Source organism: Alteromonas sp. RW2A1 (assembly GCF_001886475.1).
Lineage (GTDB): Bacteria > Pseudomonadota > Gammaproteobacteria > Enterobacterales > Alteromonadaceae > Alteromonas > Alteromonas hispanica.
Genome location: NZ_CP018031.1, coordinates 1,451,150 through 1,471,470 on the forward strand (window position 1 = coordinate 1,451,150; position 20,321 = coordinate 1,471,470).

General features: G+C 44.4%; 17 protein-coding genes. 9 read left to right on the forward strand and 8 right to left on the reverse strand.

All coding sequences use genetic code 11. The features are described from left to right. Positions 1-57: 57 nt before the first annotated feature. The 3 genes from kynU to BM528_RS06525 all read right to left on the reverse strand — a co-directional run bounded on the left by kynU (position 58) and on the right by BM528_RS06525 (position 3,459). Positions 58-1,293: a kynureninase gene (kynU, locus tag BM528_RS06515; RefSeq protein ID WP_071979187.1), complete on the reverse strand. Its 1,236-nt coding sequence runs from the start codon at positions 1,291-1,293 to the stop codon at positions 58-60. After that, entirely contained in the window at positions 1,286-2,176 is an 891-nt protein-coding gene (locus BM528_RS06520) for an alpha/beta hydrolase family protein (RefSeq protein ID WP_071979188.1), read from the reverse strand. The genes kynU and BM528_RS06520 overlap by 8 nt, the downstream gene beginning before the upstream one ends. Before the next feature lie 107 nt (positions 2,177-2,283). Continuing rightward, entirely contained in the window at positions 2,284-3,459 is a 1,176-nt protein-coding gene (locus BM528_RS06525; protein ID WP_071979189.1) for a thiolase family protein, read from the reverse strand. Positions 3,460-3,970: 511 nt separating this feature from the next. Between BM528_RS06525 and BM528_RS06530 the strand changes: the two genes are divergently transcribed. The 7 genes from BM528_RS06530 (at position 3,971) to BM528_RS06560 (ending at position 12,480) form a co-directional block, all read left to right on the forward strand. After that, positions 3,971-4,378, forward strand: a complete 408-nt coding sequence (locus tag BM528_RS06530; protein WP_071979190.1) for a MerR family transcriptional regulator — start codon at positions 3,971-3,973, stop codon at positions 4,376-4,378. After that, entirely contained in the window at positions 4,375-5,544 is a 1,170-nt protein-coding gene (locus tag BM528_RS06535) for an isovaleryl-CoA dehydrogenase (protein WP_071979191.1), read from the forward strand. Before BM528_RS06530 ends, BM528_RS06535 begins: the two co-directional genes overlap by 4 nt. 227 nt (positions 5,545-5,771) lie before the next feature. Continuing rightward, positions 5,772-7,379, forward strand: coding sequence for a carboxyl transferase domain-containing protein (locus tag BM528_RS06540; RefSeq protein ID WP_071979192.1), 1,608 nt, complete (start codon positions 5,772-5,774; stop codon positions 7,377-7,379). Positions 7,380-7,390: 11 nt separating this feature from the next. Continuing rightward, positions 7,391-8,182 (forward strand): enoyl-CoA hydratase/isomerase family protein, encoded by a 792-nt coding sequence (locus BM528_RS06545; protein WP_071979193.1) that lies wholly within the window; start codon positions 7,391-7,393, stop codon positions 8,180-8,182. Beyond that, positions 8,182-10,200: an acetyl/propionyl/methylcrotonyl-CoA carboxylase subunit alpha gene (locus BM528_RS06550; RefSeq protein WP_071979194.1), complete on the forward strand. Its 2,019-nt coding sequence runs from the start codon at positions 8,182-8,184 to the stop codon at positions 10,198-10,200. The genes BM528_RS06545 and BM528_RS06550 overlap by 1 nt, the downstream gene beginning before the upstream one ends. Positions 10,201-10,214: 14 nt before the next feature. Beyond that, complete coding sequence (locus BM528_RS06555) at positions 10,215-11,114, forward strand: hydroxymethylglutaryl-CoA lyase (RefSeq protein WP_071979195.1); 900 nt, start codon at positions 10,215-10,217, stop codon at positions 11,112-11,114. A 361-nt stretch (positions 11,115-11,475) separates the two neighbouring features. Then, positions 11,476-12,480 carry a transposase gene (locus tag BM528_RS06560; RefSeq protein WP_071979196.1) on the forward strand — a complete coding sequence of 335 codons (1,005 nt, stop codon included), beginning with the start codon at positions 11,476-11,478 and terminating at the stop codon, positions 12,478-12,480. On the opposite strand, the gene BM528_RS06565 is transcribed toward BM528_RS06560, so the two are convergent. After that, the gene (locus tag BM528_RS06565) at positions 12,481-13,641 is read right to left on the reverse strand and encodes an MFS transporter (protein ID WP_071979197.1); all 1,161 of its coding nucleotides are present in this window, start codon (positions 13,639-13,641) and stop codon (positions 12,481-12,483) included. It lies immediately after the preceding gene. Between the two features lie 114 nt (positions 13,642-13,755). Further along, a complete protein-coding gene (locus tag BM528_RS06570; protein ID WP_071979198.1) occupies positions 13,756-14,289 on the reverse strand; it encodes an SRPBCC family protein in 534 nt (177 codons plus the stop codon). 555 nt (positions 14,290-14,844) lie between these two features. Here BM528_RS06570 and glgC point away from each other — a divergent pair. Then, a complete protein-coding gene (gene glgC / locus BM528_RS06575) occupies positions 14,845-16,110 on the forward strand; it encodes a glucose-1-phosphate adenylyltransferase (protein WP_071979199.1) in 1,266 nt (421 codons plus the stop codon). Positions 16,111-16,128: 18 nt separating this feature from the next. Here glgC and BM528_RS06580 read toward each other — a convergent pair whose 3' ends face one another. Further along, positions 16,129-16,932: an alpha/beta fold hydrolase gene (locus BM528_RS06580; RefSeq protein ID WP_083595366.1), complete on the reverse strand. Its 804-nt coding sequence runs from the start codon at positions 16,930-16,932 to the stop codon at positions 16,129-16,131. Positions 16,933-17,006: 74 nt separating this feature from the next. Beyond that, positions 17,007-18,332 (reverse strand): spinster family MFS transporter, encoded by a 1,326-nt coding sequence (locus tag BM528_RS06585; protein WP_071979201.1) that lies wholly within the window; start codon positions 18,330-18,332, stop codon positions 17,007-17,009. A 169-nt stretch (positions 18,333-18,501) separates the two neighbouring features. Here BM528_RS06585 and BM528_RS06590 point away from each other — a divergent pair, with 169 nt between their 5' ends. Next, positions 18,502-19,317 (forward strand): acyl-CoA thioesterase, encoded by an 816-nt coding sequence (locus tag BM528_RS06590; RefSeq protein ID WP_071979202.1) that lies wholly within the window; start codon positions 18,502-18,504, stop codon positions 19,315-19,317. 30 nt (positions 19,318-19,347) lie between these two features. On the opposite strand, the gene BM528_RS06595 is transcribed toward BM528_RS06590, so the two are convergent. Next, a complete protein-coding gene (locus BM528_RS06595) occupies positions 19,348-20,193 on the reverse strand; it encodes an HDOD domain-containing protein (protein WP_071979203.1) in 846 nt (281 codons plus the stop codon). Positions 20,194-20,321: the final 128 nt, after the last annotated feature.

The following is a 20,321-nucleotide window of genomic DNA, read 5'->3' on the forward strand; positions in this document are numbered from 1 at the left end:
CCTAAGCTAATTTGCAACGACTTTGGCCCGAATAAGTCCAACTACGTCGCTAACTGGCTAAGTTACGTGCTGTTTGCGCTGAAACACCTCGTTTTCATACGTTTTATTTTGCATAATCTCGGCGAGTTTATGAACGGCCAACTCAATGTCGGCAAAAGAAAGATACAACGGAGCAAAACCTATACGTAAAATATTTGGCGCACGAAAATCGGCAATAACACCTTCAGCAATCCATGCCTGGCATATGGCATAGGCATCTGAATGTGAGAGCGCGAGCTGGCTACCTCGGTTTTCAATTGCTGGGCTAACTATTTCCATATAATCACACAACCCAGCTCGTTTACCTTCCGCAGCAAAAAACGCCTGTAGTTTTTTCGATTTCTCATCAATGGCTTTCAAGGTGACACCCTCAAATACAGAAAGTGCCGCATCAAGTACACTCATGCTCAAAATTGCCGGTGTTCCGCACAAATTTTGATTAACTGAATTTTGCGCCTCGTAGTCAGGCGTGAAAGCAAAGGGCGATTTGTGGCCCATCCACCCAGATAGAGGCTGCCTGTATTCCTCCTGATGCCTTTGTGCAACATACACAAACGCCGGAGCACCCGGACCTCCATTCAAGTATTTATATGTGCAACCAACGGCAAAATCTACTTGGCATTCGTCTAAATCCACAACAAATGCGCCAGCGCTATGTGCCAAATCCCATAGCGTCAATATGCCCATTGTATGCGCTTGTCGTGTAACAGCTTCCATATTTTGCTTAAAGCCAGAACGAAAGTTGACTTGAGTGAGCATCAACACGGCTATATCGTCGGTTAGTTGGCTCTCAATATCAGCTTCATCAATGTATCGAATACTGTACTCATCACCAAGAAGACTGAGTAGGCCCTGCACCATGTAAATATCGGTAGGAAAATTATCTCGCGTGGTAGCGATAACCTTGCGTTCGGGACGCATTTTAAGCGCTGCGCTCAGTACTTTAAATAAATTGATGGAGATGGAATCACAACAAACTACCTGCCCTTTTCCAGCGCCAATCAGAGCCCCAGTTTTATCCCCTACTTTTTGCGGTAGATTAATCCAGTCGTGACAATTCCAACTTTTAATTAAATCTGTACCCCATTGATTATTTACCACTTCTTGAGCTCTTGACTGTGCTGCTTTCGGGAGAGGGCCCAACGAATTACCGTCTAGATAAACCGTATTAGGTGGTAACGAAAATCTTTCCGCTACATGGCGCAAGGGATCTTTATCGTCTAATTGCTTGGCGGAAAAAACCTTATTAATCATTTGCTGTCACTACCTTAATAAGTGCTTTGTAAGAGTCAGTTTGAGGGTGAAGCCAGTCAAAGTGGCCCCCGTTGGGAATAGAAATCGTCTGTGCATTATCATCGATACTGTGACGAGTAGGTACAATATTATCCTCGTTACCTTGCATAAGAATGACAGGAAACGGAATGCGACTTAACTGTGGTGTAGCCTTTTTATAGTCATAAGGGATGTTATCTGGCGTATCCCCCATAAACGCCGTTGTAGCCGTTTGGCAGCTATTTTCACCTCGAGCGTATTGTGCAATATCTGTAATTGCAGCAAGACCTATCACCGATTTTATAGTGATGTTATCGGGTATCGATGCTGTATTTTGAGAAGCAAGAAGCGCCAAATGACCACCTGCAGAATGGCCAATAATATACACTTCTTTGGGGCCAAGCTTGGAGAGTTCAAAAAGTGAATGACTAACTCCGCTTTTAACATCTTCTAGGCTGCCAGGCCAACCTCCTCCTTCATCACCGCTTCGTCGATATTCTACAGCAAACGTATCAATACCCTCGTTGGCCAGTGACGTGTAAAAGCCTTTCCCATGAGATAAGTCATAAGCATTTAACCAGCAGCCGCCGTGAATAAAAATAATCGCTTTATTGGCTACTTGTCCGTTATGTGAAGCCTCGGCCTTTGCTTGCCAATAGGAAATTGTTTGTAATTCTGAATTGCCGTAAGCGTATACGCTAGTTGGCGCAGACGCAGGGAGAGTGGACAACGTGCTATAGGCAACCTGTTCAACTTTTGTACTTTGGTTGCTTTCATTCCCAATAGGTGGGTGTTCTGGACGAGTCGAGCAACCAAAGGCAAACGCAACCACGCAAGACAGTGAAATTAGATTTTTTAGCGCCATAGAACGTTCTTATTATTTTTCTTTGATCATTAAAACATGAATGGCACCCAAATGGGTGCCATTGCCAGCATTGAAGTTATTTAACAATGTAAACCTTGGCCTGAAGGCTACATCATTTCAACTGCAAGAGCCACACCCTCACCGCCGCCTATGCATAATGATGCAATACCGCGCTTCTTATCTTGTTGCTTAAGCGCGTGCAGCAAAGTAACCAACAGCCTCGCTCCAGAAGCACCAATTGGATGACCAAGGGCACATGCACCACCTTTTACGTTAACCTTACTGGCATCAAGATTAAGCTTTTTCATCGCTAGCATGGTGACCATGGCGAAAGCTTCATTGATTTCAAATAAGTCAACCTCATCCTTCGACCAGCCCGCTTTGTCTAGAACTTTTTCCATCGCGCCGACCGGTGCCACGGTGAAGTTTTCAGGTTCAATAGAGTGTGTCGCGTGGGCAACCACTTTGGCCAGTGGCGTTAACCCCATTTCTTTAGCTTTATCCTCGCTCATGACCAATAGTGCTGCAGCACCGTCAGATATGGAGCTAGAGTTTGCTGCAGTCACAGTTCCGTCTTTCTTAAACGCTGGACGTAATGAAGGAATTTTTTCCGGCTTCGCAGAGCCAGGGCCTTCATCAGTGTCTACAACGACATCCCCTTTTCTACCAGAAATAGTCACCTCAACTATTTCATCTTTAAACGTGCCGCTGTTGATGGCTTCATGGGCTTTTGAAAGCGAACTCAACGCAAAGTCATCCATTTGTTCGCGAGTGATATTTTCGCTGTCTGCAGTGTCTTGCGCAAAACATCCCATAGCTTTGCCATCATAGGCATTTTCAAGCCCGTCTAGCATCATATGATCAAGTACTTGACCATGACCCATACGATACCCCGTGCGCGCTTTCGGTAGCATGTAAGGCGCATTACTCATGCTTTCCATGCCGCCAGCTACCACGGTTTCGGCGCTACCTGCTTTTATCAGGTCGTGTGCAATCATCACCGCTTTTAGCCCAGAACCGCATACTTTGTTAATGGTCGTTACGCCTGCACTAAGTGGTAAACCTGCACCTAAAGACGCCTGACGGGCCGGCGATTGCCCCAACCCAGCAGGCAGTACACAGCCCATAACAACCTCATCAATTTGCGAGACATCCATGCTTTCACATGTCGCCCTAATAGCAATCTCGCCCAAGTCAGTTGCACTCAGCGGTGCTAAACTGCCGTTAAACCCACCCATTGGAGTACGCTTTGCAGCTACGATAACAACTGTTTTATCACTCATAACATTACCTTTAATATTCAATTAATTTAATCACTTAGGCGATAACGCTTACCGCTTTGTATACAAAAGTAAACACCCACAACCCAGCTAAACAAAGTCCGTCTTCATGAAAAATTGACGTTAGCAAAATGTTACTTTACCTTTACGTAAAATGTAATTAACGTTAACGTAAACCTGTCAAAAGGTTCTGTCAACCAAACACAACAGTCTTGTTTGATACTTGGGGAAAATAAAACTAACAGCGCGTTCTTTTTTACTTACCGATCAAGTTAGTAGGTGCAAAACAGAGAACAGAGACACCCACGGTATCGACACAAGAAAAACATTCTTTCGCCTAATGTTGTTCCAGAACAATGATAAAACTAGGCAAGGACTAGGTGGTAAGGCAGTTAAACCGATTGAGCATTAACAGGTGACTAGTGACGCGCTAATGCGCAGCGTTGAGGACATATTTAGTCCACTCACATATTTTTTGGACAGCAAGAAAATGCTTCACGACAAGGTACATGTAATGAGCAAGTCGGAAAATGAAACTACTTTCGCTATAGGTGAGCTTGCGAGAGAGTTCGATATTACGCCGCGTTCCATTCGTTTTTACGAGGAACAAGGTCTTTTATCGCCCACTCGCACCGGTCAAAACCGCGTTTATCTTAACAAAGATCGAGTGCGCCTAAAGCTGATTTTACGCGGTAAGCGTCTTGGTTTTTCACTTGCTGAGGTGAAAACCTTGTTTGACATGTACGACAGTAATCCGAACTCGGCCGTTCAGCTAGAAGCTATGTTAGAGATGTCCGAGCAAAAGCGTGCGGTTCTTAATCAACAATTAGAAGACATACAAATGTTGATGACAGAACTGGACGACGTTGAAACCAGATGTAGAGAAGAACTCGCAGAACTCAAACGAGGAAAAATCGCATGAACACCTCCTACCCTACAATGAATTTTGGCCTTGGCGAAGAAATGGATATGCTTCGTGATCAAGTGTATCAATTTGCGCAAAAAGAAATCGCGCCGTTAGCGGCTCAGGCTGACGAAGACAATCAATTTCCAAACCATCTTTGGACAAAGCTTGGCGACATGGGCCTAAATGGTGTCACTGTTTCTGAACAATACGGTGGCTCTGGCATGGGCTACCTAGCGCACACCATTGCAATGGAAGAAGTGAGCAGAGCTTCTGGCGGTATTGGCTTAAGCTATGGCGCTCATTCCAACCTGTGCGTTAATCAAATTTACCGAAATGGTAATGAGGCTCAAAAGGAAAAGTATCTTCCTAAATTAGTGTCTGGTGAGCACATCGGTGCTCTTGCTATGAGTGAGCCTAACGCGGGCTCTGATGTGGTAAGCATGAAATTGCGCGCAGAAAAGCGCGGGGATAAGTACATTTTAAATGGCAATAAAATGTGGATCACCAACGGACCAGATGCGCACACCTTTGTTATTTACGCGAAAACAGACCCATCTGCAGGCCCTCGTGGCATTACAGCATTTATTGTTGAACGCGACTTCCCGGGTTTTAGCAGGGCACAGAAACTCGACAAACTAGGCATGCGCTCTTCAAACACTTGTGAGCTTGTGTTTGAAGATTGCGAAGTGCCAGCTGAAAACATACTAGGCAGTGAAGGCGAAGGCGTGCGCGTGCTTATGAGTGGTTTAGACTATGAACGCCTCGTACTGTCCGGCGGCCCTCTGGGCATTATGCAGGCTTGTATGGACATTGTGGTGCCTTATGTTCACGACAGAGAGCAGTTCGGTCAGTCGATTGGGCAATTTCAACTCGTACAGGGCAAAGTGGCAGACATGTATACCCAGATGAACGCTTCACGGGCCTACGTTTACGCTGTAGCCCAATCATGCGATCGCGGAGAAACAACGCGTAAAGACGCTGCCGGCGCAATTCTATATTCCGCAGAGTTAGCGACCAAAATAGCATTAGACGCTATACAGTTACTTGGTGGTAATGGGTATATCAACGAGTACCCTACTGGTCGACTCCTTCGCGATGCCAAGCTTTATGAAATTGGTGCAGGTACATCTGAAATTAGAAGAATGCTGATAGGTCGCGAGCTATTTAACGAATCGAAATAGTTTGTGCCTCAGTGGCACCACAGACAACACAGAGAAGACAATACAGAGACACCCATTCTAACCGGAGTAGTTAGATGGGTGTCTTTATAACAGTCGCAACGGTGCCGTTATGCTAGCTAAATTTTTGCATGGGTGTCTTCGTAACACGTCTTCTTAATACGAATATAAAAAGTTCAAACAACAAATCAATAGCGCCACTATCGAAGCGCTATTACACAGGAGGGGGTATGCCCGTTCTACGTTCAAGTGTTAATACCAAATCTGAAACCTTCATCGCCAATCGCGACCATATGCAAGCGCAAGTGGATGACTTGTATGAAAAAATTCAAAAAATATCCCTTGGAGGTGGTGAAAAAGCGGCAGAGCGCCATATCTCAAGAGGCAAACTTCTTCCAAGAGACAGAATTAACGCGCTTTTAGACGACGACACTCCTTTTCTTGAAATTGGTCAGCTAGCGGCGTGGGAAGTGTACGATGATTACGTGCCTTGTGCAGGAGTAGTGGCCGGTATCGGAATGGTAGCAGGCACCGAATGTATGATTGTAGCGAACGACGCTACGGTAAAAGGTGGCACCTACTACCCTCTTACAGTGAAAAAACATTTAAGAGCGCAAGAAATTGCCGAGCAAAATAATCTCCCTTGCATTTATTTAGTCGACTCTGGTGGCGCAAATTTACCTCGTCAAGATGAAGTGTTTCCTGACAGAGATCATTTTGGCCGGATCTTCTTTAACCAGGCCAATATGTCTGCCAAAAACATCCCTCAAATTGCAGTGGTTATGGGGTCTTGTACGGCAGGCGGCGCATATGTTCCAGCTATGGCAGATGAAAGTATTATCGTAAAGGAGCAAGCCACTATTTTCTTGGGTGGCCCGCCACTCGTAAAAGCGGCTACTGGCGAAGTTGTAACTGCCGAAGAACTCGGCGGTGGTGATGTTCACACACGCATATCCGGCGTTGCAGACCAACTCGCAAATAATGATCACCATGCCCTTTCGCTTGCAAGAAATGCTGTTTCTCGACTAAACAGAGAAAAGCCTCAGTTGCTCGACGTAAAAGAACCCAAACCGCCTAAATTTGACCCTAAAGAGATTTACGGCATCGTGCCAAAAGACAGCAGGCAAACCTTCGACGTACGCGAAATCATTGCTCGTATTGTAGATGAGTCTGATTTTGATGAGTTTAAACCACTTTATGGAACCACTCTGGTTTGCGGATTCGCTCGAATCTTTGGAAACCCCGTTGGTATAGTGGCCAACAACGGTATTTTGTTTGGCGAGAGCGCCATGAAAGGTGCCCATTTTGTTGAATTATGTGCCAAGCGAAAAATCCCACTCGTTTTCTTGCAAAACATCACTGGTTTCATGGTCGGAAAGCAATATGAACACGGCGGGATTGCCAAACACGGTGCAAAAATGGTGACGGCTGTAGCCTGTGCCAAAGTGCCGAAGCTTACTGTTCTAATTGGCGGAAGTTTTGGTGCCGGTAACTATGGCATGTGCGGCAGAGCCTACGACCCACGCTTCATGTTCATGTGGCCGAACGCACGAATTTCGGTAATGGGCGGAGAACAAGCAGCCGGCGTGTTAGCACAAGTTAAACGCGACCAAAAAGAACGCGCGGGCGAAAGTTGGAGCGATGAGGAAGAGGCGCAATTTAAGCAGCCAGTTATAGAAAAATACGAGGAACAGGGACATCCATACTATGCGTCTGCACGACTTTGGGATGATGGTGTCATCGATCCCGCAGATACACGTTTAGTGCTTGGTTTGTCGCTATCTGCAGCACTCAATAAGCCCATTGAGGAAACTCAATTCGGCATATTCAGAATGTAGGAGCTAAACATATGGAAAACGCAGTAACCTATCGTATTAACGATGACAACATCGCCGTTATCACATTGAACAGAGCTGAAAAGCATAACGCCTTCAATGATGAAATGATCAAAGAGCTAGAGCATCTTTTTAAGAAAGCGGGTAGCAACGACACAGTACGTGCCGTGGTTTTGCAGGCCGAGGGCAAAAGTTTTAGCGCCGGCGCAGATCTGAACTGGATGAAAAAGATGGCCAGCTATACCGAAGAGCAAAATCACAACGACGCAATGGCACTCGCTACTATGCTTCACACGCTATATACACTTCCAAAGCCTACTATAGCAAGAGTTCAAGGCGCGGCGTTTGGCGGCGCTATAGGCCTTATTGCCTGCTGCGACATCGCCATCGGAAGTAAGCTAAGCAAGTTTTGCTTGAGCGAAGTCAAAATCGGACTAATACCAGCAACCATAAGCCCGTACGTGATAGAAGCTATGGGCACACGGATCTGCAGACGATATTTTCAAACTGCTGAAGTATTTTCTGCACGCCGCGCTAGACGCCTAGGCCTATTAAGCGAAGTTGTCAACGAGGACGAGTTAGACAGCACCGTTGATGACATTATTGAAAAAATTCTCAAAAACGGTCCACAAGCGGTATCTCAATCAAAAGCATTAGTACAATGGGTGTCTCACAAAACAGTAGACGCTCAAATGCTCGATGAGACCAGTAAATTAATAGCAAAAGTGAGAACGTCAGAAGAAGGCCAAGAGGGTCTTTCCGCTTTTCTTGAAAAACGCAGCGCGGCTTGGTTGGAGACAAAATAATGATAAACAAACTTTTAATAGCGAACCGAGGCGAAATTGCCTGCAGAGTAATGAAAACAGCCAAACTTTTAGGCATTCAAACGGTTGCGGTTTACTCTGATGCTGACGCCAATGCTCGTCATGTTGCTATGGCAGACGAGGCGGTGAATCTGGGCCCTGCACCCTCAAAGGAAAGTTATTTGCGCGGCGATCTTATTATTGAGCACGCTAAAACCTTAGGGGTAGACGCGATTCATCCAGGCTACGGTTTCTTGTCAGAAAACGCAGAATTTGCCAACCTCTGTAAATCTAACAACATTATTTTTGTGGGCCCTCCCGCCTCAGCAATAGAGGCTATGGGCTCTAAGTCTGCGGCTAAACGCATTATGGAAGAGGCTGGCGTGCCACTGGTACCTGGCTATCACGGTGATGATCAGCAAGAGTCCACGCTGAAAAAATCTGCCGACGAAATGGGCTACCCTGTATTACTGAAAGCTGCGGCAGGTGGCGGCGGCAAAGGTATGCGACAGGTATGGAACGAGAGTGAATTTACTCAAGCACTGAATGCGGCTAAACGAGAGTCTATGGCAAGCTTCGGCGACGACCATATGCTAGTAGAAAAGTACCTCACTCGCCCTCGTCACGTTGAAATTCAGGTTTTCTGTGATAGCCACGGCAACGGCGTTTATCTTTTCGAGCGCGACTGTTCGGTTCAGCGCCGACATCAAAAAATTATTGAGGAAGCCCCAGCTCCAAACATGTCGCAAGAAATACGAGAGCGTATGGGCGAGGCGGCAATATTAGCGGCGAAGGCCATTAATTATGAGGGCGCAGGTACAGTCGAGTTTTTACTTGATGAAGACGGGTCCTTCTATTTCATGGAAATGAACACTCGCCTTCAGGTAGAACATCCCGTTACTGAAATGATAACAGGCGAAGATTTAGTTCAGTGGCAACTGAGTGTTGCAGAGGGAAATGCGTTACCAAAAACTCAGCAAGAGCTCACGCTAAACGGACACTCATTCGAAGCGCGTATCTACGCTGAAGACCCTGCCAATAACTTTTTACCCTCTACCGGCACTTTGCATTTGCTACAGCCACCTGAGCAGTCAAGTTTAGTGCGAGTAGATACAGGGGTTATTCAGGGCGACGAGGTGAGTGTTTATTACGACCCCATGATTGCAAAGCTTGTGGTATGGGGAGAGTCTCGTGATATCGCCCTTAAGCGCTTGCTTCATGCACTTGGCGATTATCATATTGCCGGTGTTACAACCAATATTGAATTCCTTAAGCGCGTAGCCAGTTTTTCCGCTTTCCAAGCCGCTGAATTAACTACCACTTTTGTAGACAAGCACAACGATGCACTTTTTGCCGAAGTGAAGCGAGACACCCAAGCAAAATTACCCGCAATGGCGTTGTTAGCCATTCTTCATCGTCGTCTTGGTAAAAGCATGGATGTCTCTGGTAAGCATTCGCATGAGTCGTCGCCTTGGTTTACTACGGGCGCATGGCGCGCGAATTCGACATACAAAGAACAGGTTACGGTTCTTGTTGGAGAGGAAGAGTTTCACGTCAAGGTAAACCATACACTCGGTAGTGAGACATCTGAGGCCTGGGAAGTAGTGGTTGGAGACAACACTTTCATCGTGAGCGGATCGATTAATAATCATCAATTACGTGCCAACATAAACGGTATTGAGTCACGGTATACCTTTGCGGTAAAAGATGATGAGTTTGGTTTGTTTAACCAAGACACCCATATTAACTTCAGCGTTGTCGCTCCTTCACACGGCGACGATGATCATAACAATGGCAATTCAAACTTCGATGCCCCCATGAACGGCACCATTGTGGCGCACTTAGTCAAACCAGGAGAACAGGTTAAAAAAGGTGAACCTATTTTAGTAATGGAAGCAATGAAAATGGAACATAGCATCACGGCACCTAGTGATGGCGTGGTAAATAGCTTCTATTTTGAGCCAGGTGAATTGGTTGATGGCGGGGCTTTACTTCTCGAATTCACGAATGCGGATTCATAAGGAGTTATACAACAATGACCATGCCTAAAGTAGTAAGTATTGTTGAAGTCGGCCCAAGAGACGGACTACAGAATGAAAAATCGATAGTAAGCGTTGAAGAGAAGATAAACTTTATAAACTTGCTTTCGAAGACCGGTATCAAGCGCATTGAGGCAGGAAGTTTTGTTTCTCCCAAATGGGTGCCACAAATGGCAGACTCTGGCGATATCTTTTCAGGTATAGAGAAGAGCCCTTCAATCACCTACTCTGCGCTTACGCCAAACATTAAGGGGTTAGATGCAGCAATTGAGTCAGGAGTTGAGGAGGTGGCTGTATTCGGTGCAGCGTCAGAGTCGTTCTCAATGAAAAACATTAACTGTTCGATAGAAGAGAGTTTGAAAAAATTTGAACCCGTTATTGCAAAAGCAAATACCCATAACATAAAGGTACGTGGATACGTATCGTGTGTTATGGGCTGCCCTTACGAGGGAGGGATATCGCCAAGATCAGTTGCTGATGTATCCAAGCGCCTTATAGATATGGGCTGCTATGAAATATCTCTCGGCGATACTATTGGAACTGGAACTCCAGTTGCCACTAAAAGACTTCTTGATAGTGTTTTAAGTGTGGTGAATATCGAACAGCTCGCTGTTCATTTTCACGACACTTATGGACAAGCTCTTGTAAATCTTTACTCGGCATTGGAGTATGGTGTCGCAACAATAGATTCCGCCGTGGCAGGTCTTGGAGGGTGTCCTTACGCTAGAGGCGCCAGTGGCAACGTTGCAACGGAAGATGTACTTTATATGCTTAATGGAATGGGTATAAATACTGGAATTGATATGGAGAAGCTTCTTGTTGCTACTCAATTTATCTCTGAGGTTGTAAATAAAGTTCCCTCATCAAAAGTGGCTAATGCCCTTCTAGCTCGGTAATCTTATGTCTGGCAACTTGCGATAAGCATCCCAGGCTTTGATGAGTTGCCAGAAAGTTCACCCACTTAAACGTCAATTTGATTTGGTTAGAAGCATCTTGGGCTTATAGAAAAACCTTTAGCGAGACACCCACGCTATTTAAGAGTTTTATCGAACCGTTTAACGCTTTCTTAGCAAGAAATTCTAGGCAAGACACCCATCGTATTATTTTTGTAAGCGGGAGAAGCTGAGTCGGCGATATCGTGGGTGTCTTTGTAGCTATTCGAAGCTAAGAGGTTTCAAAAACCGTCTTTGTGTCAGGTTTAATCGAGATATGAGGGTGATAGCTTAATGGTCTATTTTTCTATAAAAATGCAGCTATATGCCACAAAGTCGAAAATCACAAATAAGCCTAGCGGATACGCCTTTTTATCACTGTATTTCTCGTTGCGTACGTAAGTCATTCCTATGTGGAGTAGACCATGCGACAGGAGAAAGTTACGAGCACCGTAAAGACTGGGTTGAACAACGTTTGCTATTTCTCGCGAGTGTTTTCGCTATCGATATTTGTTCTTATGCAGTGATGAGCAACCATGTTCATGTAATATTGCGCGTTGATCAGCATTCTGCAAGACGATGGGATACTAAGAAAACGTTAATACAGTGGCATAAAATGCACCGCGGTACTTTGCTCACACAAAAATATCTTATGGGGATAGAATTAACAGATAGTGAACACAAAACCGTAGCTTCAACTGCGAAAATCTACAGAGAAAGGCTGCAAAGCATTAGCTGGTTCATGCGAAACTTAAACGAGTTCATCGCCAGGAAAGCAAATAAAGAAGACGAGTGTACTGGTAGATTTTGGGAGGGAAGATTCAAATCACAAGCACTACTCGACGAGCGCGCATTGTTAGCATGTATGGCTTACGTAGATTTAAATCCATTTCGCGCAGGTATAGCGACCAGTCTATATGACTTAAGTCACACCAGTGTTCTCGTACGACTAAAAGCGGCTTTAAACAAAGGCAAAAAACAGCAATGGAAAACCAAAGGCTTAGTGAAATTCAAAGAAAGTGAGGGAATAGAAGGTGAAAAAACAATTCCATTTTCATTCGATAGTTACCTAAGCTTGCTTAAAAGAAACATGGAATTTATCACTAGCTCAGACACTACACACAAAAAGGCCTCTCTATGCCACTCTGGTCTACCTGAACAAATGGGCTTTAGAGCAGACACCTGGGATACGGCATGTAAAACTATCGAAACGTCCTTTTCTTTTGTTATCGGCTCATCTGAAAGCATGCTTCGTTTTAAAAAGAGCACGAAGAGAAAACGAATGGTGGGAATGACACCGGCAAAGATGCTTTTTGATACCGCAGTTTAGTTACTTCTCCTTTGGCAATATCAGCGTTGAAATAGTGGCAACAATCATCATTGCCGTCATAATATACACAACAGAAAATGATAAAAAAGGGCTGAGACTAGCGTACAACGCACCAAATCCCAATAATATCCCCCCGATGGCAGTGTTTGAAAAACCTACGAGTTCAGTACGCTCCTGCCCCTCTTTCACATCGAGACTGTAAGTTTTCCTGCCGGTTCTCACACCAGCGTGAGCAATTGATAACACAAAGAAAAGGGTTGCAGAAACAAGAAGCGACTCACTGGGAATTACCAATAACCCAATGCAAGATAAAATAGTAAGGATACCGGCAATTTGTAGCGTTACCTTCGCGCTGTAATCTGCCACCTTCCCCCATAATAAAGAAGAACACATTGAAGCTAGCGCTTGTGCCGCAATATAGACGGGCAACAGCTTTTGAGCATTTTCCCCGTTCTCTAGCATAAAATACGGGGCAACCAGAGCTGAATGCACAAAGAGGCCTCTAACTAAGACAAATTTGTATACTGTTTTATCAAATTTAATAGAGAATACATTTCCGCTTCCATTCGAATTATCCTCTACTTTTGTCTTCAAGCTGAACATACAAAAAAGCGTGAGGATAAAAGAAAACGCTGCACAAAACAGAACACCGAACAAAGCGTTGTCTTTAAACGTGCCATCTAAAAGCAATAACGGAACGGCAACGAGTAAGGTCATAACGCCAGATATAGTAGACGCCATTCCCACAAGGTTGCCTCGTTCACCTTTGGGAACTACATCGGCTTCTATATCTTTGACGGTTAATGAACATGCCGATCGCCCTAAACTGAGTAAAACTAAAAATGCCAAAATCCCCCACCCTGCAAAAAACGCCTCAAGCATTAACGCAGAACAAATTATCCCAACTACCGATGCGATTTGAACGCAGATACCTATCCGCCATACTTTATACCTCGCGGCATTGTTTCTAAGATAAAGGCTTATTAGGACTTGAGGCAGTAATGCGCCAGACTCACGTATGGGCACTAGCCACCCAACCATCCAAGCAGGGGCTCCAATAACAATTAACAAGGCAGGCAACGTAGTTTTAGCTGAAATAAGTAAATCAGCCAGCTTATTAAAAGACAGGCCGGAAACTAGACGGTGTTTTTTTTGAACCATGGCAGGTTGTCTATTTTTTTATTTGTCGTTTTTACGGGTGATGTACCCCAAGGATCATCTCAATATCAACAAGTTATAAATAATCAGAAAATAAATAGAGAGTTATCAAGTAAGTTAAGCGTTGTTTTCAACAACTGTTTTCAAGTTTTCTAAACCAAGCGCAAAATCAGGACCGATAATACCGTCTATAAAGAGAATAAAAAATTTATTGACTGGATTGTTATCTACTGTTCCCTTATCGCGCCAGGTTACCCGGCTTCCTTCGTCAACAGCTTCGATTTCGACTACGCCATCAGAGCCCATATCAAGCTCTGGAAAGAACAGAGAATAGCCAACTTTACTGTTATGTTCTAATAAGGTAATTTCCATCTCACCATTTCCTTGCGTTTCGCTCTTCCACTCTAGCCGCATTCCAATAGCACGGTCTGGACCTTCATAGGAAAGCTCAATATCTGGGTCACGCTTGAACCACACTCCCCACTTCTCCCATTGCTTTAAATTGACAACATATGGATAAACATCTGATGTTTCTGCGTCAATGATTATACTTCTCTCTACTGTGTAGTTTTGAGGCATAAAAAAACTAGCGACGATGCCAATAACGATTAATGTACTCACAGTAAAGAATAGTTTCTTCAACACACCCATGTTTTACTCCAGCTTGTTTACCCAGATAAAATATAACATTTAATTAACAAAAGTCATCGTCCATTTTTCTTATTTATAATGAAAAGAACTCAATAAACGGATTTATATAAACCTAAAAAATACAAAGACACTCATGCTCTTTTGCAAGAAACTGATTTCGCTTGGTATCGACAGTGAGTTGCAGCTTAGTAAGCATGGATGTCTAGATAAAGCGTCTAGATAAAGCACCTTGTGCCGTTCTAAGCTTGGGTGTCTCTATAAAACATCTCGACAAAGCACCTAGAATGGGTGTCTTGCTTAAAACATTTTGCTTAAACGCCATACAGCCATCAAATCACTTAATGTCATAAATATCATTAAAGTTAATAAAAAGTGACGTAAAGTAACAAACAGCACCTATTATTTTTATAGGGGTTCTGTAAGATGAAACTAGTATTCAAAGATTCTTCACTCGAAACGACAAAGAGCATCAACGAAACGCATATAGCTAAAATTATTCAAGTTCTTCAAATTGCATAACAAGCGGCACCACTTATTAACAGGAGTTTTTAAAGAATGACTGATCGGAGTTCTCGTTACATAAGCAACCTTACTCGCGATACCTATGCGTTAATACTAGCAGGTGGTAAAGGCTCAAGACTCCACGAGCTCACAGCCTGGCGAGCAAAACCCGCACTCTACTTTGGCGGAAAATTTCGAATCATCGATTTCCCACTGTCAAACTGTGTTAATTCAGGTATCAAACGCATCGGTGTTGTTACCCAATACAAATCACACTCGCTTATTCGACACCTTGTTCGTGGCTGGGGCCACTTTAAGAGAGAATTAGGTGAGTCTGTTGAGATCTTGCCAGCCTCTCAACGTTTTTCAGACAACTGGTATGAAGGCACCGCAGACGCGGTTTTTCAAAATATCGACATCATTCGAGACGAAATACCAAAATACGTAATGATTTTATCCGGTGACCATATTTATCGCATGGACTACGGTGATATGCTGGCGAAACACGTTGAATCAGGTGCGAAAATGACGGTGTCCTGCATGGCAGTTCCAGTTGAAGAGGCAGCCGGTGCCTTCGGTGTCATGTCAGTAGATGAGTCTTACCGAATTATTGGTTTTGAAGAGAAGCCAGAGCACCCTACACCTCTGCCGCATGACGAAACACACTGCTTAGCGTCGATGGGGAATTATGTATTCGATACAGAGTTCTTATTCGAACAACTTCGAGTAGACTCTGAAAACATGGGCTCTCAACGAGACTTTGGTAAAGACATTATTCCCGCCATTATTGAAGAACACAAAGTTCAAGCCTTTCCATACGAAGCAACAGATGGGAATAATGCCTACTGGCGAGACGTGGGCACGCTTGATTCGTTCTGGGATGCCAACATGGAAATGGTTGCACCCGTGCCACAGCTTAATTTGTATGACAAAAAGTGGCCTATTTGGACGTACCAAGAGCAGTTGCCGCCAGCAAAGTTTGTCTGGGAAGATGATGATAGACGTGGTGAAGCCATTAACTCGGTTGTGTCTGGTGGCTGTATTATTTCAGGGTCTACCTTAAGAAACTCTATTTGTTTCTCTAACGTGCGCGTTCATTCCTATGGGCTTATTGAAGATGCCGTTATTTTGCCCGGCGTTGAAATTATGCGCGGCTGTAAGCTCAAGAAGGTTATCATAGACCGGGGATGCGTTATCCCTGAGGGCACGGTGATTGGTTACGACCACGATGAAGACAGAGCCAGAGGTTTCCGAGTATCGGAGAAGGGTGTGGTGCTGGTAACACGCGAAATGCTTGGCCAGCACACAGGTTCATATTAACCTAAGTCTGTAACGTTTTTAACAGTTCCACTCCCGTAAAGTGGTAGCAATAAATTTTGCTACCGCTTCGGGATGCTCTAGCGGGAACATGTGCCCCCCCTCCATTTCTGTGTGCTCTATAGCGTTATGCCGCATTAAACGTTCATACATCTCAGGTCGGCATACTTTACTTTTCTTCCCTGTTACTAAAATAGCAGGGCATCGAAGTTTCCCTTTATATTTACCTAAATTGTGTGGAACGTTTCTAAATAATGCGGCTTCTACATCAGCTTTAAATGTGAGTGAAATGCTGTCTGCATTTTTAGTTGTTACCGCATTAACATAGTCTCTCACGCACCGCTTATCCATATCTCTGAACAATGCCTTACCATGAAAATAAGACACCATGTCTGTTGAGGCTGGCCAGCGCGTATTTCGGGTTTGCGCTAATTTGGCTGGTGTGAGCTTATTAATAAGAGGGGTAAATTTAGCTACTCTGAAAAAGTGACTCATTGGGCCAACAACTAAAGGAGGATCGAAAAGAATTAAACCTCTAAATAGCTCTGGCTCTTCGCACGCAGCCATATAGGAAATAACAGCCCCAAAAGAATGCCCAACGGCAAATACCCCCCGGTCATCTTTATTTTCAGCTTTAATATGCTTTATCAACTCTTGAACTTGATTGCGCCAGTTTCCATTCACCGGCATCTTTGGGTCATGGCCAAAGCGTTCCACATGCAAGCGGTTAAAACTGCTAGGCAATGCAGAAAAAAGGGTATTATAACTCCCAGCGGGAAACCCATTAGCGTGGGCGAAATGAAAACTTAATTCTGCAGAAGACACCATGTCACTCCTGAACCTAAAGAAAAAGAAAAGGGGCTAAAAATCAGCCCCTTAGTGAGTATAGTTTTATAGTACTATAACCCCCTCGATTCTGCCATTTCCCAGTCTTTCACTATTTTAGTACTGGTCCATAAAAATACGCCTATCGACAGTGCATATGGAACAACAAGATAGATAAGAGCCTGTCTTAATGCTTCAGTTTCCCCTAAAGAAGGCACGAGAGACTGACTGATTATTCCTGTTAAAGTAGGACCGCCACCAAGTGCAATAATGTTGAGCACAAAGAAGAATAGCGCTGTTGACATAGCTCGAACATTTATCGGCGCGAGTGTCTGTGCCATTGCAAAACTTGGACCTAAGTAAGAGCCACTAGTAAACAACAGTAGCGCTATTAGCCCTACCGAAAGCCATAGGTCTTGAACCTGTAGTGAAACATAAAATGCGGGAACACCAATAATCAGCATAATCGCTGGCAGTAGCGCATACGCTTTTTTATTCTGCTTACCCCATCTATCGGCAATATAGCCACCAAGCCACACACCAAGAGCGTAGGCTGTGCCGTTGATGATGCCAAACACAATTAAAAGTTGGGTGATATCTAGCCCGGCAAAGGCACGCACATAGTAATCAATGATCCAGGTAGAAATGGCATAGTTGCCAAATGAACCAAACGAAATACCCAGTGCCATACCCCACCATGTAGGTATTTTTAGAAGCTGCTTCAGCGATTTCTTAACGCTTGGTTTGTTCACATCATTTACCTGTGAGGGCGCAGTAACTGAGCGAGAGGGCTCCTTCACGGTAAATTTCAAAACAAGCGCAAGTAAAACTCCTGGAATACCCACGCTATACATAACCGTACGCCAATCTGCTGAACCGCCCTGTAAAAAGAACGCTGATGCAAAAAATGCGAGCATGATGCCAAATGGTATGCCCAAGGAGTAAATCGCCAACGCGCCGGCTCTTTTTTCTTTGGGAAACAAGTCTGAAATTATACTGTGTGATGGCGGGCTTCCGCCTGCCTCGCCAATACCCACGCCAATACGTGCCACTGCCAGCTGAAAATAGTTGCTTGCCAAACCGGATGCCGCTGTAAAGCCGCTCCAAAGCGTTAGTGAGATGGCGATTATATTTACCCTATTATACCTATCGGCAAGCCATGCAATTGGGATCCCCATTACCGTATAGAGAAGCGCGAAATAAATGCCTTTCAGCCAGCCTAACTGAGCATCGTCTAGCCCCAAATCGGCTTTGATGAAAGGTGAAAGAATGCCTATGATCTGACGATCGATGAAATTAAATGCATAAACCAGTGTGAGAATAAACAGTACGTAGTTTCGATAACCTTTAGATGCACCCGCTTGGTCAGCTGGTATACCTTCAACGCTTGTGTGGGCCATAACAGTCCTTTTAAATGAAGATAGTGCAGTCTACGCATGAGGTAAATTATTTGGCAAGTAATTGTTACTTATTTGTAAACATAACGAAAATTTGTAAGTCAGGCTTTTTGTTCCCTATCGCTTGAGGTAGGATATTTACACATATACTCATCAGACCAGACAGGCAGTTATGACAGTAGATGAACTGTTGAATATCGAACCACTTGAACAAACCTCCGACAACACGTGGAAAATTGACGGGCTTGTTATACCGAAAACCTGGGGGCAAGGCAGAACTGCCTTTGGCGGAATTTCTGCAGGTATGCTCTACACCGCGGTTAAACAACAAATTAACGATGAAAGAGTATTACGCTCTTTCACTACCAACTTTGTTGGCCCGCTCATGCTCGATACTCCTTTTTCTATTGAAGTCACGCTATTGCGAGTGGGTAAAAATGTATCTCAATTCACCGCTCACGCTATTCAAGACGGTAAAAGCTGCGTTTTCTCTCAAGCGTGTTTCGGGATGGGCCGAAAGTCAGCTATTCAAGTTGAGAACAAAGACACCCACGATATGCCAGCGCCAAACAAAGCCAAGTTTATTCCGCAGATTCCAAAGATTACGCCCAAATTTTTGCGCTATTTCGACCTTGCTATTGAAGACGGCGGTATTCCATTTACCCGTAAGAAAACCAGTATTTACAACGGATTTATGAGGTTTAAGCAACCACCAGCGCAAATAACCGACGCACACATTATCACCATGATAGATGCCTGGCCGCCCACCTTACTTCAAATGATGAAGCTGCCTGCGCCTGCGAGCACAGTGAGCTGGAACTTAGAGTTTATTCATCCGCATAAGCCAGTTTCGCCTGAAGATTGGTTCGCTTACAAAGCGCATACCAGACATGCGGCTGATGGCTATGGCCATACCGAGGCAACAATTTGGGATAAAGACAACGAAGTTATCGCAATTAGCCGACAAACCGTGGCAGTTTTCGACTAGTTGCGCGGTTTATTGCAACGCTTCGAAGCTTCAATAAAGCATGAAAGCGTTGGGATTAAATAGGGATATAACTGAAATACACTGCAGATTGGTTATATCCAATGCATCTTCCAAATCATCCTTGTTGAGCGATAGTTGCTCATGTAACTCTGGCTTCAAGTTATGGTAACTTGGGTATATTTCGGGGTTTACATTGTCTAGCGACAGCACATAGGAAAGCTGCAAAATCCGATCGTTGTCTGTCGATGTGTCATCTTGGATGTTATGAATATTTGCAATAGGGGTAGCAATTGTTTCTGGGATCCCCCACTTTTGGATGAGCCGCGCTGACACCTGACTGTAGGTGTAGCCTAATACACCAAACTGAAGTTCTGCAGGCGTAACTTGCTCACTAAAATTCAAGCACCGCTGTGCAGCTTCGGGCAACGTAGACACTACCACCAACTCGCCGATATTATGCAACAAGCCAGCGACAAAAAAGCGCTCCGGCTCTTTGGTGTTTCTCATATCTGCGAAATATTTAGCAAGAAGCCCGCAAGACACGCTATGCTCCCAAAATTTATCTAAATCAATAATTTGAGCATCAACTTTGCTAAATGCTTGGCTAACACCATACGCTAGCGCTAGATCGTAGGTTGAACGCGTACCAACAACTTGAATAGCCTTGGTAATGGTTTCTATTCTATTTGGGAAGCGATATAACGCAGAATTGGCAACGCGCAACAGTTGTGCCGCTAACGATGGGTCAAAAGCGATAATTTCGCCTATGTCTTCAATGCTTGACGATTCATCATCCATACAGCGCTTTAGCCGTAATACGGAATCTGGCAATACGAATAAGTCTTCGGCTTTCGAAACTAATTCATCTAAATTCATCTGTGCACTCACTCCAATGCAGCTATGTCGGTGTTGTTCGAGTCGTCCTTCTCTCTTACTTCTAAAGGTATAGGCGCTTTTGTCTCAATGGTCAACCAATGTCGTATAAGCAAAAAGTATAATTTTTA

Coding starts and splice junctions, on each gene's coding strand:
- BM528_RS06535 (WP_071979191.1), top strand. CDS start 4,375: ATGAACACCTCCTACCCTACAATGAATTTTGGCCTTGGCGAAGAAATG.
- BM528_RS06545 (WP_071979193.1), top strand. CDS start 7,391: ATGGAAAACGCAGTAACCTATCGTATTAACGATGACAACATCGCCGTT.
- BM528_RS06550 (WP_071979194.1), top strand. CDS start 8,182: ATGATAAACAAACTTTTAATAGCGAACCGAGGCGAAATTGCCTGCAGA.
- BM528_RS06585 (WP_071979201.1), bottom strand. CDS start 18,332: ATGGCCCACACAAGCGTTGAAGGTATACCAGCTGACCAAGCGGGTGCA.
- glgC (WP_071979199.1), top strand. CDS start 14,845: ATGACTGATCGGAGTTCTCGTTACATAAGCAACCTTACTCGCGATACC.
- BM528_RS06595 (WP_071979203.1), bottom strand. CDS start 20,193: ATGAATTTAGATGAATTAGTTTCGAAAGCCGAAGACTTATTCGTATTG.
- kynU (WP_071979187.1), bottom strand. CDS start 1,293: ATGATTAATAAGGTTTTTTCCGCCAAGCAATTAGACGATAAAGATCCC.
- BM528_RS06520 (WP_071979188.1), bottom strand. CDS start 2,176: ATGGCGCTAAAAAATCTAATTTCACTGTCTTGCGTGGTTGCGTTTGCC.
- BM528_RS06570 (WP_071979198.1), bottom strand. CDS start 14,289: ATGGGTGTGTTGAAGAAACTATTCTTTACTGTGAGTACATTAATCGTT.
- BM528_RS06590 (WP_071979202.1), top strand. CDS start 18,502: ATGACAGTAGATGAACTGTTGAATATCGAACCACTTGAACAAACCTCC.
- BM528_RS06525 (WP_071979189.1), bottom strand. CDS start 3,459: ATGAGTGATAAAACAGTTGTTATCGTAGCTGCAAAGCGTACTCCAATG.
- BM528_RS06540 (WP_071979192.1), top strand. CDS start 5,772: ATGCCCGTTCTACGTTCAAGTGTTAATACCAAATCTGAAACCTTCATC.
- BM528_RS06530 (WP_071979190.1), top strand. CDS start 3,971: ATGAGCAAGTCGGAAAATGAAACTACTTTCGCTATAGGTGAGCTTGCG.
- BM528_RS06565 (WP_071979197.1), bottom strand. CDS start 13,641: ATGGTTCAAAAAAAACACCGTCTAGTTTCCGGCCTGTCTTTTAATAAG.
- BM528_RS06560 (WP_071979196.1), top strand. CDS start 11,476: ATGCCACAAAGTCGAAAATCACAAATAAGCCTAGCGGATACGCCTTTT.
- BM528_RS06555 (WP_071979195.1), top strand. CDS start 10,215: ATGACCATGCCTAAAGTAGTAAGTATTGTTGAAGTCGGCCCAAGAGAC.